The 16,607-nt window shown below is 43.8% G+C and carries 14 protein-coding genes; 8 read left to right on the top strand and 6 right to left on the bottom strand.

Annotated features, from left to right (window positions below):
* Positions 1–44: 44 nt before the first annotated feature.
* From CKO50_RS05650 to CKO50_RS05635, 4 genes are all read right to left on the bottom strand, one after another.
* Complete coding sequence (locus tag CKO50_RS05650; RefSeq protein WP_095727370.1) at positions 45–1,061, bottom strand: AraC family transcriptional regulator; 1,017 nt, start codon at positions 1,059–1,061, stop codon at positions 45–47.
* 121 nt (positions 1,062–1,182) lie between these two features.
* Positions 1,183–2,424 (bottom strand): triacylglycerol lipase, encoded by a 1,242-nt coding sequence (locus CKO50_RS05645; RefSeq protein ID WP_095727369.1) that lies wholly within the window; start codon positions 2,422–2,424, stop codon positions 1,183–1,185.
* A 9-nt stretch (positions 2,425–2,433) separates the two neighbouring features.
* The gene (locus tag CKO50_RS05640; protein WP_095727368.1) at positions 2,434–3,384 is read right to left on the bottom strand and encodes an alpha/beta hydrolase; all 951 of its coding nucleotides are present in this window, start codon (positions 3,382–3,384) and stop codon (positions 2,434–2,436) included.
* A gap of 2 nt (positions 3,385–3,386) precedes the next feature.
* Complete coding sequence (locus CKO50_RS05635; RefSeq protein WP_095727367.1) at positions 3,387–5,657, bottom strand: TonB-dependent receptor; 2,271 nt, start codon at positions 5,655–5,657, stop codon at positions 3,387–3,389.
* A 189-nt stretch (positions 5,658–5,846) separates the two neighbouring features.
* Here CKO50_RS05635 and CKO50_RS05630 point away from each other — a divergent pair, with 189 nt between their 5' ends.
* The 5 genes from CKO50_RS05630 to CKO50_RS05610 all read left to right on the top strand — a co-directional run bounded on the left by CKO50_RS05630 (position 5,847) and on the right by CKO50_RS05610 (position 10,833).
* On the top strand, positions 5,847–7,553 hold the full coding sequence (locus CKO50_RS05630; protein ID WP_095727366.1) for a hypothetical protein: 1,707 nt from the start codon (positions 5,847–5,849) through the stop codon (positions 7,551–7,553).
* Positions 7,554–7,865: 312 nt separating this feature from the next.
* A complete protein-coding gene (locus CKO50_RS05625) occupies positions 7,866–9,038 on the top strand; it encodes a MerR family transcriptional regulator (RefSeq protein WP_095727365.1) in 1,173 nt (390 codons plus the stop codon).
* Positions 9,038–9,544 (top strand): GNAT family N-acetyltransferase, encoded by a 507-nt coding sequence (locus tag CKO50_RS05620; RefSeq protein WP_217989645.1) that lies wholly within the window; start codon positions 9,038–9,040, stop codon positions 9,542–9,544. The genes CKO50_RS05625 and CKO50_RS05620 overlap by 1 nt, the downstream gene beginning before the upstream one ends.
* Before the next feature lie 344 nt (positions 9,545–9,888).
* The gene (locus tag CKO50_RS05615; RefSeq protein ID WP_095727363.1) at positions 9,889–10,137 is read left to right on the top strand and encodes a hypothetical protein; all 249 of its coding nucleotides are present in this window, start codon (positions 9,889–9,891) and stop codon (positions 10,135–10,137) included.
* A gap of 129 nt (positions 10,138–10,266) precedes the next feature.
* Entirely contained in the window at positions 10,267–10,833 is a 567-nt protein-coding gene (locus tag CKO50_RS05610) for a hypothetical protein (protein ID WP_095727362.1), read from the top strand.
* A gap of 136 nt (positions 10,834–10,969) precedes the next feature.
* Here the strand turns inward: CKO50_RS05610 and CKO50_RS05605 are convergent, their stop codons facing one another.
* The gene (locus CKO50_RS05605; RefSeq protein ID WP_095727361.1) at positions 10,970–11,518 is read right to left on the bottom strand and encodes a carbohydrate binding domain-containing protein; all 549 of its coding nucleotides are present in this window, start codon (positions 11,516–11,518) and stop codon (positions 10,970–10,972) included.
* 243 nt (positions 11,519–11,761) lie between these two features.
* On the opposite strand from CKO50_RS05605, the gene CKO50_RS05600 reads away from it, so the two are divergent.
* Positions 11,762–14,443, top strand: coding sequence for a DUF2339 domain-containing protein (locus CKO50_RS05600; protein ID WP_095727360.1), 2,682 nt, complete (start codon positions 11,762–11,764; stop codon positions 14,441–14,443).
* An 11-nt stretch (positions 14,444–14,454) separates the two neighbouring features.
* On the opposite strand, the gene CKO50_RS05595 is transcribed toward CKO50_RS05600, so the two are convergent.
* Complete coding sequence (locus CKO50_RS05595) at positions 14,455–15,207, bottom strand: SDR family oxidoreductase (protein ID WP_176474613.1); 753 nt, start codon at positions 15,205–15,207, stop codon at positions 14,455–14,457.
* Positions 15,208–15,318: 111 nt separating this feature from the next.
* Between CKO50_RS05595 and CKO50_RS05590 the strand changes: the two genes are divergently transcribed.
* Positions 15,319–16,224: a LysR family transcriptional regulator gene (locus CKO50_RS05590; protein WP_095727359.1), complete on the top strand. Its 906-nt coding sequence runs from the start codon at positions 15,319–15,321 to the stop codon at positions 16,222–16,224.
* 74 nt (positions 16,225–16,298) lie between these two features.
* Positions 16,299–16,547 (top strand): hypothetical protein, encoded by a 249-nt coding sequence (locus tag CKO50_RS05585; RefSeq protein WP_095727358.1) that lies wholly within the window; start codon positions 16,299–16,301, stop codon positions 16,545–16,547.
* Positions 16,548–16,607 lie beyond the last annotated feature (60 nt).

The following is a 16,607-nucleotide window of genomic DNA, read 5'->3' as shown; positions in this document are numbered from 1 at the left end:
CTTTAACATGAGTTGTATTAGCAGCTCTAAACAAAATTTAATAGTTAGGATTTTGAACTCAAACCCTGCAGAAATTGCATAGGTGTTACGCCGTTCCACGACTTAAACGCACGTATAAAGCTACGCTCATCTGAAAACTGCAGTGTGTGCGCGACCTCATACAAACTACTGCCTTGAGTCAGTCGCAGTTTGGCCTGCTTGTTCTGTACGTTGTTTTTTAGTTGTCTAAAACTGGTTTGATACTCAGCGAGCCTTCGTCTTAATGTTGCCGGACTGATATTGAGCTTGTCAGCCATTTGTTCTTGGCACAGTGTTCCTGCGTTAAGCTCACTATAGACTTTATCGAGCAAATTAGCATGGTCGTTGATCGATTGCTGGTGATGGAGCGTTTTTGCGAGCGAATGATAAATGGTATTGAGCGTTAAGTGCTCTAGCTTCGCCAAATCCAATGATTGATTCGTTTCTTGGTATTGATAGGTGAGTAAGTAGCGATTACTTACGGGTTTAATGGGAATGTGGGTGATAACCGAGTTTAGCAGCGAGCTTGAGTCACTTTTGGTCTGCACTTGTGTGAGTTGAACTGGGGTGGTTTCGGCGCACACATATTTTACGAGGCCATGGATCAATATCAGCATGCTATCTAACATACAGCGAGAAAATTGTGCGTCAGCGGCCGTGGCGTAGTCAAAGGCTGCATCATCAATTATGTAACTCACTTGAGAGTGTGACACCTCGCAGAAATTGTAGGTCCCCGCGTGGATAAAGTTATAGCCACGGGCAAGCTCCTGTAAGAGCTGAGTAATGGTGCGGCAATGGCGCAGGCTATTGAATACAAATTCGTTGGTGCCAGGCAGAAGCTTTTTGCGGTTGAGGTTTAGACTTTCGTCATTGAGCTCGACAGCACAGTGTTCCATCACGCGCATAAACTCAATGGCATCTATGGCGTCAATGGCTTTATTGATAGCCAAATACTGCGCGACCGCAGCAAATTCCAGTTTTGCTGCGGTGAGTGTGTGCTGCATCAATTGCACGTAGCAAGGTGCAATGGTGGTGTTTGACATAAATACGTAAGCTCATCCTGTCACTCTCAACAATTCAGTTAATCAACATCAACTCAAGATAGCAATAGTTTTGCGTTGCAACTTTAGTGCAGTATTTTGTCACCACCCGCGGAGGGGGCTGCTAGGGAGCACTTAACCAATTTTTGATTTGGTTGATTGCACTGGGTTCCCAGCCAAGCTCTAGATGGTTGGTGGCCACAACCGCTGAGCCCGCTAAGTTACTTATTCCTGTGCTGTCGATGCAGCTACTGATAAATACAACGCCATCGGAAGGGCCGGTATGTTCATTGTGAATAAATGCCATATCGGCCTGATCGCCACAAAGATTATAAACTTGAACGCTGCTGTCGGTGCCAGCGCTACGAACTTGGTCTACCAGTGAGTTGACCGTAAACGCTGCGATACCTCGGCCTTTGCTCACAAACCCTAAGCCACCGTAGTAAGTGGTGTACCAATCTTGCTCTGTGGTGGGCAGTGCATATTTATCATCTAGTGCTTTTAGCATCTGCGCGGAGCCGGGAAAATAAGGCGAGTCGTAAACCCACTCAGAACTTGAATACCATAAGCCAAAACATAATATCTGATCATGCGCAGTAGGCCCATTTATGCTGCCGCCACATTGCGAATAAGCACCATAGGTATGATTAACGCCGTGACGAAATGACCAATCAATGCCGTTGTTGGGGGCACCGAGCATCACCAGTTTGCGTACGTCACTGTTGAATTTAGTGCTCCAAGCATTGGTCAAAGAAGAAATATACATGCGGGCATTAAACGCGCTTTTTGACCAAGTGACTAAATCGACTTGCGTTGCCCCCGTCTTATTTTTAACCTGAGCGATGGCGTTGGCTATCTGCTCCGCCCAGATAAAGCCATCGCCATTTTTATGCGCCAGATTTAAGGCAAAAACTTTATAATTATCATTGGCAAGCGCTTGCATTAAGCCTTGCGAAGGGCAGTTTTGTCGACCACAGCCGTAACTACCGGCCTCGTTTGGATTTGCCCAAGCCAAATCGGCATCTTGATTGGCACCGTGGATCAGCAACACCGGCGTTTGGCGGCTGTTACTATCCCAACTCGGTGCATGATAAAGCAGAAACTGCGCAGAGCTTGGCTGGTTAGATGCAAAGAAAGTAGCACGCTGATCTGATTGATCGCCACGGCCGTCGGCAGGAAAGCTCTCATTGCCGATATGCCCTGAGCTATCTCGCCATCTTTCAACCTTTTGCCAGCCATTGTTAATACCTGTGGTATAGGTGGCTTCAAGTGTCGCTGAAGCGTGCGCTATACCACTTGCTGCGAGTGAGATAAAAATGAGCAATCCATAAGTGTGAGTGCGCAACGCTGTGTTTGTGCTTTTCATATTTTTATCCTAGGTCAAGTCATGTTTTAACTGATTGGCGATATTACTGCGCGCGAGCTTGCAGACGTCGAGCACGGCAAAGGAGAAAAACGCATGTATGGTATTTTCAAAGCAAGTTAGGGTATTAAGCACACCCACTTGCTTTAGTTTTTTAGCGAGCAGCATTCCTTCATCGTAAAGTGGGTCGCAGCCGGCAAGCAACACACTGGTGGCAGGAAGGTGCGTCATGTCTTCAATAAATAATGGCGAGACATTGACGTCCGCCGCACTTTGCTCGGGTGCTAGATACCAGTCGCAGGTGTCTTTAATTGCGTCTCTGGTTAGCAACAAGTTTCCATCGCCATACAGCATGCGTGACGGGTAGGTTTCATGGGGAGAAAAGGAATCAACTACCGGATAAACTAGGTATAAGTTACTTAGGGTGTTTGGCTGTTGTTGATGTAAGTTATGCGCTGCAACAAGCGCTAAGTTACCACCGGCACTGTCGCCCATCAGTGAAATCTTAGTGGGGTCTAGCTCCAACTGCTGGTGGTTTTCTTGCAGCCAATCTACTACGGCTATCACTTGCTGCAGGGCGCATGGAAACTTATGCTCAGGCGCGAGGCTGTATTCGACACTGAAAAAAGCGACACCGGATTGCTGGCATAAGTCTTTTACCAGTCCATCATAGCAGTCGATATCTCCTAAAGACCAGCCGCCGCCGTGGACAAACACCACCGCGGGACTGGGGCTTGCCAAAGACTGCGCCGGTTGGTAACAGCGAACGCCCACGTGAATACCATTGTGTTCAATGTGTAGGTCTTGGCTACTTACTTGTGCTTCAATCTCTCCCGCGAGCCCCAAAAACATCGCTCTTGCGCCTTGTCGTGAGGTCTCAATGGAGATTTCGATGTCGTGAATGTCGCCAGCTTGAGCTGCGAGGTCGTCTAACAGTGTTTGTGTTTGTTTGTCTAATTTCATAATTAAAACTTATATTTAAGGTTGATACCGTACGTTCTAGGCGCGCCGTAATAACCAAGTTGAACCCCAGGTGCTGCGCTAAGATCGAAGCCGTGTTGGCGATAGCGTTTATCGCCTAAGTTTTTGCCGTATAAACTGGCTTCCCAACTGTCGTCCGCGGAGCGGTAGTGTAGTGACATATCAAAGAGGGTGTAGCCTGATTGTGCGAGTACCTCAGAGCTGCTCACGGTGAGATAGGTTTTACTGCGGTAGGCGGCACTACCACGTAGTGAAAATTCGCCTTGTGTAAAGGCGCTAAAGAAGTATTCAAAACCTGCACGACCATTCCATTTAGGTGAATTAACCAGCTCCCTTTCATCGCTGACTTCTTTACCAAAGTCGCCGATGAGCTCATCATAACCGCCCCCTAAATAGCCTAGGTTGAGGTTCAGAGTGAGGTTATCGGAAGCCACGGCTTCGAGCTCCATTTCAGCGCCATAAATGGTGGCTTTACCTGCATTTTCAAACAGTGATAAAAACGCGCCGGTGTCGGGGTCGATAGAAAAGCGGCTGAGCTGAAAGTTCTTGTAGTCATTGAAAAAAGCCGCGGTATTTAAGCGAATATTCTGCTTATTCAATAAGGACTTAGAGCCAATTTCATAGCTCCACAAGGTTTCTGGTTCAAAAGGTTGTGCAAATGAGGTGATCCGGCCGTTAAAACCGCCACTTTTAAACCCTTTTCCGGCGCTCAGGTAAACCATGCTGTCGTCAGAGATGGTGTAATCGAACACCACTTTTGGGGTAAACTCTTTCCACTCCTTGGATGCGCTGTAGCCTGTAGGGCTATAGCCAATGCCTGTGCCGAATACCGCTTCCATTTCCTCAGCCGTTGTTACACCGGTGCCAAAAAACTCCTCGCCTTTGGACGTGACTTCTTTTTTCTCTATGGTGTAGCGTGCGCCAAGCGTGACGTCGAGCTTTTCAGTCAAAGACCAAGAGAGGTTAGCGTAGAGGGCTGAGCTGGTATTTTTTTGATCGCGTTCTCCTGCGTTAATCACAGGCCAAGGCAGGTAAACGTCTGGTGCCAGCATAACGAAAAAGTCCGGAGCAACGGAGCCGCCAAAACTCAGATCGTCTTCATTAAAGTAATAGAGTCCAGATACCAAGGAGAACTTGTCGTCTTTGTATAGCCATTGAAATTCTTGGCTTAATTGTTGTTGATCTTCGAAGTTAAAAATACCAAATGATGCATCGGGGGTGGCATCTAAGTCTAAGTGTGTGCGGTATTCCATTTCGCGTCGAGCAGTGATGGATTTAAATACCGAGTGTCCCGTGAGATATTCAAGCGTTAAGCTCGCTCCCGAGGTATCGAGTTCTTCTAAATCGTTGTAGTTAACGTCGACGACAAAAGGGTCTTCTTCGGGTGCATAGTAGCCTTCTTTTACCACAGAATAGATAGGCGTTTCTCTATGTGGAGTGCGTGAGCTTGAGGGGGATGCGTTCGAGCCGTCGACGACTAAATAGGCCGAAAAATTCTCACTTGGTTGATATAGTAAACTGCCGCGCCACGCTAAGGTATCTTTGTCGTGGTCGTCACTATTGTTATAGCGATTCTCACTAAAACCATCTCGACTACTTTTGGCGATCGCAAAGCGCCCAGAGAGCGTGTCTTCAATCAATGCGCCGTTGACGCTAGCTTTTATCGTTCGAGCATTATAATTTCCAAGCGCCACGCTGACATACCCTTCGTTGTCTTGCGAAGGTTTGGCACTACTGAAACGCACCGCGCCACCTATGGTATTGCGACCGTAAAGGGTGCCTTGTGGACCACGTAATACCTCGATTTGCTCAGGGTCGACAACATCTAAAAAGGCACCTTGAACGCGCCCAAGATATACGTCGTCGAGATACACACCAACGCCGGGGTCATTAAAGGAGATAGAGTCAATTTGGCCAATTCCGCGAATATAAATGACGGCGTTGGAAGCATCCCCTGAGTGCAGGTTAAGGTTCGGAACGTGAGATGCCAAGTCACCGAGATCTTGTACGTTCATCTTCTCAAGCTCTGAGGCTGAGAGGGCGGTCACCGCAAGCGCGACATCTTGTAGATTTTCGGTTTGTCGCGTTGCGGTAACGCTGATCCGCTCAATTTTTTTGCTTTGCTCAGTGCTAAGCGTGGACTCCGCTTCGGCATAACTATGGCCTGATAATACTGCCGCTATCAGCAGTGATAGTGTATGCCGTGGTATACCTTTGGTTGAACTGACTCTATGTGATTGAGTTGCTGCAATCATGCTGAGTAACCTTTCGTCGTTATTATTATGTTCTCCAGTATAGGAATGAAGAAAATTCAATAGCTAGGACAAAAACAGTCAACTTGATGAGCAAATTAGCTCAGGGCAGAGCGAAGCCGTACTCGACTCGTATTTAGTGAATAAATAGGTTGATTTTGTCGCACCTAAAAAAGATACAATCCGAGTTGCATGAAAAATACAATAACATTAACAATTACTTTGCTATTCTCGTTGCTACTAATGCTATCAATGCCAACTTTGGCATCTGAGAGTGAAAATAAGCTGCAGATCCATGTCCATTATCAGCAAGCCTCGGATTCATGGTTGATACAGTACAAATTGCCTAAAGCAGTTGAGCGGGTAAGCTTTGCAAGACAAAGTAACTTCGACCGCACGCAGCACTACCAAATAACTCAACCAGACCTGAAGTGGCAGCAAGAAGGTGGAGTACTATCAATCACCGCAGCGAATGGTAAAAAGTTTACGTCTTTCTCGCTTACATTTGATTCGTTTTATGGTTTTATCCTAAAAGACTACAGCCAAAATGTGCAATACAGTGATGGCAGCGTTTTGTTTTACACCAATCATCTTAGCCTTAGTGAAAAGGTAACTGCACAATCGGAGGCCATATTTGATGGGACCCGGTTTTATTTTTATAGCCCAAAGACCGATATTGTTTTCTTGGGCAAGCGATATAAGCATAAGGCAAGCTGGGATTTAGTCGGAGATGGAACTTATATTTACTTTGGCACGATCACTCCCATTGAGAATGACAACATGATAGCGGTAGTAGATCCAGCGCTACCTAAGTGGGTGTGGCAAAACACACAAACGTATTTCCCCAAACTATTTGACTATTACGCCAAAAAACTAGATCAACCACTTAACTTCAAGCCAGTGGTATTTTTTAATTATGCACACTTAGCTGACGATTTTGCCAATTATGAAGGGGGAACGTTAGCTGGACTGGTGCAGTTAAGTGTGAATGGTAAACGTTGGCAAAACAAAGACAGTGAGCGTTTTAACCAGCTCTTCCACTTTCTTGCCCATGAAGCTGCTCATTTTTGGAATGGTCAAATGTATGCGGTTGAAGACTATAAACATGCTTGGCTACATGAAGGGGGAGCCGATGCTTTTGCTTACCTTGCAATGCTTGAGTTTGGTTTTATTGACGCTAAGCAGTGGTTACAAAAATTTGAAGAGTCAGCCAATCAATGTTTATTGAACAAAGAGCAAACGGCGCTTAACGAGTCAGCGAAGCAACAACGATACAAAAACTATTATTCTTGTGGCGCGGTAATGGCGCTTGCCAGTCATTATCAGGTTCAAGCTACAAACCCCTCGCAGTCACTTTTTGATATCTGGCGACATCTATTCGCACAAAGTAAGGCCTACTCATACAATCAAAGCGATTACTTTAATGTACTAAATGGCTTAATCGGTAATGATAGGCTTGCTAAGGCGCTGGGGCGTTTTAGCGATCAAAGAGTGGAAGATAATCTCAGTGAAATAGTGACTTGGTTTGATGGCACTGTGCTAAAGGGGGCTGTGTCAACGGACTACCCTAGTTTTTACCATCAACATTGGGGTAAAGAGATTATCATAGAACTAATGCGTACTCATTGCCGCAGGATTAGCCTCAGCTATTACGATGACTATATCAAGACCTACCCTATAGAGAGCTGCAAAGTATTTGACCATGACATGGAGATACAGTTTGTAGATGGAGTGGATCTGCTTAAAAATGGGGTATCGGCTTATCAAGCTTTCAAAGCAAAATGTCAGCGCGGTGGCGTTGTTAATTTTTCAGATAGAGCAAAGCAACCTGTTGCCCAAATCCGCTGTTTGGATAAAGTCGACGCACTTACGCCTTACATAAAATTGACGACCGAATAGTCAAACCCAAGGGGGTATGGAGGCGATATTTTTTATTAAAAAAGTTGGACGAACAGCAATGGTGCGATGTGATACGAATTTGAGTTTATATCACATTTCAACATTACTTATTTAACCGCAGCTCAGGCTATTTATGATTAATATCCATACTCCCCCTTTATATAGTCGCTGTATCTACTTATTAGCGGTGATGTGTCTAACTTGCAGGTTTGGCAGTAATTCTTTGCCAAAAGATTTCTTTTACGTGTAGATTAGTGTTGACCTGTCTATAACTTCATACTTTATCTTGCACCTCAATCTGAGGAGAACATGATGTATCGGATCTCTGAATTAGCTCGCGAAGTCGGCTTGAGTCGCTCAACTTTGCTCTACTACGAAAAGCTCGGACTCATTAAGGGTCAACGTCAACTCAATGGCTACAGAGTTTATACCAATGGTGATCTGCAGCGGCTTAAACTGTTATTGCAACTGCAGGCTGGTGGACTGTCTTTAAAAGAGTGTCTTGCATGCTTGGATGCGAAAGTTGATCGCCAGCTACTCGAGGAAAGGTTGGCGACGCTAGAGAGGGAAATTGCCCAAAAAGTGCAAGCGAAGGCGCTACTGTCTTCATTACTTGGAATGGACTCAATGCGTACATGGCATCAAGCGATGGACAAGCAAGCCCCTGATGCTCACTTCGATTGGCTGTTGAAACAAGGGTTTACTGAGAAGCAGGCATTGAAACTAAGGTGGTTGTCTCAGGATATGAACATACATGACCAGTATATTGGGGAATTCGACGCTGTCTTTAACGGGTTAGAAAGGCTAGGACCAGGCTCTGCTGCTGATACGTTGCGGGCGTGGGGGAAATTGCCAGATAGCAGTGGAACAGTGTTAGAGATTGGGTGTGGAAAGGGGGTGTCAACGCAAGTGCTCGCACCTCATACAAGGGGTTCAATTTTGGCTATCGATAACGATGAGCTAACTCTTTGTATGGCAAAGTTAAACTTGGCGGCTCAACAGGTATCAGAGCGGGTTCGTTTTGTATGTGCAAGTATGACTCAATTGCCATTTGATAATGCAAAATTTGATGTCATTTGGGCTGAAGGCAGTGCATACATTATGGGGGTTGAAAAGGCGCTTAAATATTGGCGTCGCTTTTTAAAATCAACAGGCTTCATTGTTTTTAGTGATCTAGTTTGGTCTACAGACGAGCCTTCGACAAAAGCCAAAATGTATTGGAGTACACAGTACCCGGATATGCAAACTGTAGCGTACCGCATTGAGCAAATTAAACGATTAGATTTTGAAATAATTGATCATTTTAGTTTGTCTCAAGGGGCGTGGGATAACTATCTTCGACCACTGAAAGCGAAGCTGGTGGGGCATGCGACAAGTACAATCGACACTACAGTTCTTTCAGATTTAAAAGATGAAATTGATATCCATGATAATTACTTAGGTCAATATGGCTATCAGTTTTTTATAACCAAATTAAAGAGGTAATGATGAACATTAGACCAGAAAACACACAAGATTATGAAGCTATTCGCTCACTTACGTACTTAGCTTTTGAAAATCATCCACATCATGAGCCAGGAGCAAAGCCGACGGAGCACCTGATCGTCGAAAAGCTAAGAAATACAGATCGTTTAGTCTTATCTTTGGTTGCTGAAGAAGGAGAAAACATAGTTGGCCACATTGCCTTTTCTCCAATAACAATCAATGGAAAAGCCAGTAAATGGTTAGCACTAGCCCCAGTATCCGTTGCTCCAAAAGTGCAGGGAAAAGGCATAGGAACTCTGCTAATTAACCGAGCGTTAGAGGTACTAAAACAGCGAGATGTAAACGGCGTTGTGTTGATTGGTGAACCAGCGTATTACTCACGCTTTGGGTTTAACTACTCCCCAAGGCTTATGGTTTCAGGGATACCAGCCGAATATTTTATGATTAACAGTTGGTGTGAAAGTATCCCTAGTGGAGAAGTTGGTTTCGATCCAGCGTTTGGATGAAACCATTTATAATCTTGAGTAAATGTTGACCTAAGTCTGGAAGGCATTATCGAGATTTACTCAAATAAAGCGGTCCTGCTTTGGGTCCTAATAATTGGTTAGTTTCAATTGTTGATAAAAAAGGTATTAAAATTTCAAGGTGTAATATTTTTTAAAGTTATAACTTTTTGTAAGTAGTGGTTTTAATTTAATTTCTGCTATAGGTTACACTTGATAACTGGTTCGGAGGTTAGGATTGTTTAGCTTGATAATTAACCTATAATTAATTTGGCAGGTAGAAATAAAGCTGATAACCTATTGCCCGTCTCAAAATAATCTCACTTAAACACAAGGATTATAGTGTTATGAATGCTCAAAGATTGGAGCGCATATTAAGTGCGCTTTTACCTTCTTTTATTGCCAAGCAACTAGCTAAATCACCAAAGCTTTTGTTGTTTGTTGTGCTATTTATCACCTTGCTCGTCATTTTTATTATTAAAGTCGCCTCTTTTGCTATTTACTCTTTGGTCGTGGGAGCTGTGTTATTCGGCTGTTGGATGGCGTGGAGTGGCACTAAACGCATCATGTCGAAGCGCAAGAAACGAGTGTCTTAAAGTTAAATCAAGATACTCTGGGCTTAATAAGTATTACTTAATTAATCTGAAATATATTTTGTCGGCTTGTCTGCCGTATTAGATATTACATAAATTGAAAATCTCAAACCTATTTAAGGAAAAATAACCATGAGTCTATTAAATAAATTCAAAACTCAAGCACAATCTATTGGTAGTAGTATTGGCGAATCTACCAGTAAACTAAGCGGTGATATTGTGTCTTCAACAAAAGACAATGCAAAGCTTGCTGGTTTGAAATCAGATATTGCGTCAATCGATGGTCAACTTAATATTGCATACCAAGATATTGGCCGTAAATACATTGAAAACCTAATTAAAAACGATGGTGCAAACCTTGAAGCTGTATTACAAGACACTATCGAGCGTATCGACCCGTTAATTAAGCGTAAAGACGATCTGGAAGCGGACGTTATCGCTATTGAGAAACAGCTAAAAGATCAGATCGTTATTCAGGAAAAAGCAGCTTTTCAAAAAGAATTTGATGGTGAAAAAGAGAAGCTAGAAAAAGCGCTAAAGCTTGATGTTATCTCACAAGGTGAGTTTGATACTAAGCTGGCTAAAGCGCGTTTGAAACTAGACAATTTCGATGAAATTCGTAAAACTAAAAAGCAGCACGAAATGGGCCTGATCAATAAAGAAGAGTTAAAAGAAAAGCTGACTGCGTTAGGAGTGTAATTTAGCAATCTAAAGCTTAATTACTCCTTGATTAGCCAGTGCTAATAATGTAAACGTTATCTGTTCTGGCTACATTGTGCCTTTGCGAAAAGCCGCAATATCTCACATCTCGTGTACATCATTTCTAACCAGTGAATTACTCAACTAGAAGACTTTTTATTGCAAGGCTTGCTTCACCACCTTCCACATCCGTTAAATCTGGTACGAAGTAAAGTGCTGAAACATGCTTGAGTATAACCCCTTTGTCTTTTGACCAAGCTGGTGTCCAATTGGGTCTGGCAAAATCATTCAGAGATACGTTGATTGTTTGCCAAGTGTTTGATGCTGGTAATTTAGTTTGGTAGTGAGCATAGCTTTTATCACCTGAGCCACCATACTCCTGTTGCGATAACTTAACGATCAAAGCGTTATCACTTTTATATGTCAGAGCGATGCTGAATTGAGAGGGGAGCTGCTTTGTGGGCAAGTCGTAAATAAGTTCTACCCAAGAGTTGTTTTGTTTATCGACTCGCGGCACGCGTTTAAACTGAATAGCAACTTGCTCTTCATTTACAAGCGGGCCGTTCAGAATTGCTTGGCTGCCATGCGGATCGGTCGCAAAACGCCATTGTTTTGGCTCTAAGTTTGACTGAGTTACGCAACAGCCTGATATTGCTACAGCGAATGAAAAGAGTAAAAACCGCATAGAAAAACCCTTAGATAAATGTCCCTAAAATATAATATTTAGTGTATTTATAACAAAGGAAGATGGCAACGAGGTTCACCTGTATTTTGGTCTGGGTTAGAAAATTTCAAGTCATGGTGCTTTTTATTTGGCTCGTCTAAAACCATGATTCTTATCATGAGAGATTGATTTATTGGTATGGTTGATCTCATACTGTTTCTAATACAGGTTAGCTAGATGCCTAGCAAACAAATAGGGAGTTGTATGGATACGGAGTTTATCTCTTTTATATTTTATCTTTTTGTATTTATTGGTGCTGTTTTTGCTCTACAAGATAGACAAAGGCTTAAGCAACTCGTTAAAAAAGTACATCAGTTACAAAATACGATAGAGCAGCAAAGTCGCCGGATCTCGACACTTGAAGGTCGTGAACTCTCAGATCAAGCATGCTCAGAGCGAACACATTCAGAGAATAAGTTTTCTGAGTGTGGACAAAAGAATGGCGAAACAGCTGATAGTACATCATTAACAGCACTGGGCGAATCCACGGCAACAGCCAATCATACACCACCTCAGCAGCCTGAAAGCACGGTCACTATCGCAAGAGCTAAGCCTAGTAAGAGTAAACCTGCCTTTGAATTTGACTTTACTTTAGATTTCTTACTAAAAGGAAATGGACTCTTCTGGTTAGGTGCCATAGTGCTAGCCCTTGGCGGTGTTTTTCTTGCTAAGTACTCCATAGAAGCCGGACTTCTACCTCCAAGCGTGCGAGTGATACTGGGGGGCTTTTTTGGAGTCAGTTTGGTTACTGCTGCGGAAGTCGTAAATCGCTACAAAGAAAAGCTAAAAATTAATACGCCATATATTTCTGCAGCGTTTGCTAGTGGTGGCGTGATCACTTGCTTTGCCATGACGCTAGTTGCTTTTGATTTCTATCATTTTATACCGGCTAATATGGCCTTTGTTTTACTCGCCATTATTTCATTGGCAGCGACCTCTTTGGCACTGAGATTTGGCCCTGTGCTCGCTGGTATTGGCATCGTTGGTGCGTATGTCGTGCCTGCTTTGGTATCGACGGATTCTAGTAATATCGGTGCGTTACTGCTGTATATCAGCTTTGTGTCACTCTCTGCGATATGGGTTGCGGATTATGTGAAGCAAAAATGGTTGTGGTGGCAAAGCTTTGCCGGACATTTCTTATGGTTTTGCACCGCGGTAGCAGTTGGTGGGAGCAGTGACTTTTGGGTGCTATTGATCTTTGCACTTATCTCTATGTATTTATATGTGCTAGTAGACGTACTGGGTTGGCGACTGATGAATTCAATGATGAGTCCGTTGCCTGTCAAAGATCTGTTAATGCCAAGAAAAGAGCAGTTGGGAATTTTGCTCCCACTGTTACTTATCGCATGTGCGCTAATAATAAAAACCCATATTGATACGCTTATTTGGGCTAATGTCTTATTTGCTTGCGTTGTTTTGTGTGCGGCTTATAGACATAGTGCATTGGATAGCTGGCCATTTTATTGGCTATTGTTTGTACTTCTCTCATTCTACTTGATGCCCACGGTGGGTACATACGACGACGTACTTTTTCCTTTCACCGGTAAGTATTTGTTTATTCAAGTAGCAGTGGTCATCACGATGTTATTTAGCACGATGATGATTAAGCGATACCCATCAAGACTCGCTTATTTGATGCTGTTGAACGTGGCTCCACTTGCGCTTTACGGTGTAAGCTACGCTATTTCTCCTCAAGTCACGGAAGCAATTTTATATCCTGTATGGGCGATTGAAATGTTGGCTATCGGGCTCTTCGCTTCGTATTGTGCGATGAAAACGGATACTAATATTCAGCAGGTCACTTACCTTATTTTGGCGAATGCCATGCTGAGTTTGTGTATTACGATGTTACTCTCGGCAAGCTCGTTGACGTTAGCGATTGCGGCACAAGTGGCGTCTATGAGTTATTTGAGCTGGAAGTACAAAGTACGTTTACCTGATTGGTTGTATAAGGCTGCACTTATTGCCGTTGTTACCCGTCTTACTTTTGCGCCTTGGCTTGCAGATTACAAGCACGAAACGATTTTAACCATACATTGGACGCTTGTTGTCTATCCGCTGGTGCTGGGCATTATTTGGTTTGCTACTAAATACAACCCTTCAAAGGCCCTGAGCACTTGGTTTATGGGCGTCGCAATGCATATTGTGGCGCTTTTGGTCACGACCGAAACAAGTTATCTCTTGATTGGTGACTACCCTGATTTTACTAATCTCGGTTTCCAAGAATCCGTGTTGCTTGCTTTGAATTGGCTGGTGCTTGGCGCTGTATATCTGTGGCGAGGACAGCTCAGCGACAAGGGCAACAGACTTTATCCGCTTGCCGCGAGCCTGCTATTACTTGGAAGCGCGTTGCTCCACGTCGATATTTCGTTTGCCAATAATCCGTTTTTTGACAGGCAATATATTGGAGACGGTGTGTTTAATTGGCTAATTTTGCAGTGGTTGGCACCAGTATGCGTATTCGCTGTCATGCTCCAGTTTAAGTTAATACCAGCGCAATTTAAGCGGTTGGTATATGGACTGATAGCCTTGCTAGGGGTCTTGTTTATCAATGGTGAAATTCGGGCGTTATTTCATGAGGGTTTCCTTGTGCTGTCGATGCCGATGGCGCAATCCGAGTTATATACCTATTCGATTGTTTGGCTATTGATTTCAACCGTATTGATTTTTGTTGCCAAGCGGATAGAGCATAAAGTGCTGATTAACGCCGGTTTTGCAGGGCTAGCCATTGTTATTTTAAAAGCCTTTGTGGTCGATATGGCAAACCTCGAAGGCTTGCTGCGCGCCTTGTCTTTTATCGGTTTAGGCTTATGTCTGGTGGGAATTGGTTGGCTGTTTCAAAAAATGCAGGATCAGCCCAGAGAGGCAAAACCAACGGCGGACTGACCCACACAGTTTTACAAGCAGTAACCACCGTCAACAGTGATGTGCGCGCCGCGCATTGCTGTTGACCCTTCACCAGTTAAAAAGTCTAAGCTCGCTAGCATTTCTGTGGCTTGTAACATGCGCCCTAATGGGATCGACGCCAACCCTGCATTGAGCTCGGCTATTTGTTGCTCGTTCATTCCTGCTTTATTTTGGATTTCAGTATGGGTCACCCCAGGACGCAGGTGGTTAATACGTACTCCACGGTCACTCCATTCTAAATTGAGCGTTGCTGCTAGCGCCTCAAATGCGGCTTTGCTAGCGGCATAACTTGCCGCTCCTGCAAAAGCACGCTGTACCGCAATACTTGATACATAAACAACACTACATGGATTATTCATTACAGGTAACAAGTGTTGTAATAGCATTGCAGGGCCTGTGAAGTTAATAAGCATGGTCGTATTTAAATCGCTTAGCTCATTGTCTGCAAAAGGTTTTGGATAGAATACACCCGCATTTAAAATCACCGCGTCAAGCATAATATCCTGTGCTTGTAGCTTCTTTGGTAAGCTTTCAAAGTGGGTTGGAACGCTGCTGTCACAGAGCAGCCCAAGCACTTGTGAAGAATGGTTTGCGCATGCTAGCAGTTGGTTTTCGACCGTTGCAATTTTGTCTTCGTTTCTTCCCGTAAAAATGACTTTCCAGCCTTGGGTGAGGTAATGCTTGGCTGCTGCAAGTCCAATTCCAGCAGTTGCGCCAGTGATCAATATGGTTGGTAATGACATGGTAAATCCTTATGCGTTATACGATGGTATAAATGACATTGTAGTGATTGCAATTCGTGCTGATAAGATGATAAAAAACGAATTGATAAGTTCTCTTCGAGAAACAATAAAATGGAATTACACAAGCAATTAGAAAATTTGTATTTATTTAGGCTAGTGGCCTCTATTGGTAGTTTTCAGGGAGCTGCCGATAAAGTGCAGTTACCACGTTCGTCGGTCAGTAAGCGCATATCGCAGCTAGAGCAGCAGCTCAATGTGCGTTTATTAGAGCGCAGTACGCGTAAATTGGCACTGACCCAAAGCGGCAGCCAATTACTCAAAAGTACCGAAAAGTTGCAGGAAGTATTAAGTCAGACTGAGCAGTTAAGCGAACAGCAACGTTTAACGCCGAGCGGTAAAGTAAAGATCAGCTGCTCGACCTTAATGGCTGAGCGCTATTTGCTGTCTAAACTACATGATATTTCTAAACAGTTTCCTGATATACGTTTCGAGTTGAACCTGACGGACGATATTGTCGATTTAATCGATAATCAGATAGATATTGCTATTCGAATAGGGCATTTGCCTGATTCTTCGTTACTTGCTAAGAAAATCGGTGAAAAATCTTTTGCTTGGTTTGCCAGTCCGGAGTATTTGGCTGTGGCCGGTACGCCTGACTCTCCCAATGCTTTATTGAGTCATCGTTGCTTGGTATTTAAAAATAAAGGTACCACCATGGACAAATGGCCATTTGTCCATCAAAACGGTCAGGTGTTCAACATCAAGCCTCATGCTGTAGCTTATTGTGATGATGCACGTGCAATGGTGCAACTTGCGGTGTTTGGGCAGGGAATTGTGATGGGAGACCCTTACTACGTTCAACGGGAATTAAATCAAGGTCAATTGGTGCCCATTTTAACCGAATACGCACATCCTGACCGTCAACCTATTCATTTAGTGTGCTTAGGTAAACAAGGTCGCAGTAAAGCCGTACAGTGTGTATGGGAAGCATTAAGCCATAGTTTGAATAGGATGTAATTGTGGCGTCAGGTTCAATCAATTCAGCAGAACTGGTATTCTACGCGGCATACTGAGTAAGTGAGAGTAAAGAGATGATCAACGATAAAGATATCATTGAAACCTTGGACGAGCTGGAAGCTTTTTTGTTGCTAATTGATAACGGTGGCTTAGGGTTACAAAACGTGGCCGGTGTGGCACTGGCAACGAACAACAGCGATGGCAGACCATTTATTGCGATTTTGGATGATAAACACCAATTGTTGTTGGGTCGTTGGGTATCTCAAGAGGTGTATGAAAACGGCAAAGACATGGTTCGTTACGGACCAAAGAAAGCGCATTAATAGCTTTTGAGTAACCGCATGGCTGGATTTAAGATTGGAGTGCAGGATAAACCTGCTTCC

Origin of the sequence: Pseudoalteromonas sp. HM-SA03 (genome assembly GCF_002289345.1) — a bacterium.
Lineage (GTDB): Bacteria > Pseudomonadota > Gammaproteobacteria > Enterobacterales > Alteromonadaceae > Pseudoalteromonas.
The sequence above is the reverse complement of the archived record's forward strand: the minus strand, read 5'-3'. Positions and strand labels throughout refer to the sequence as shown.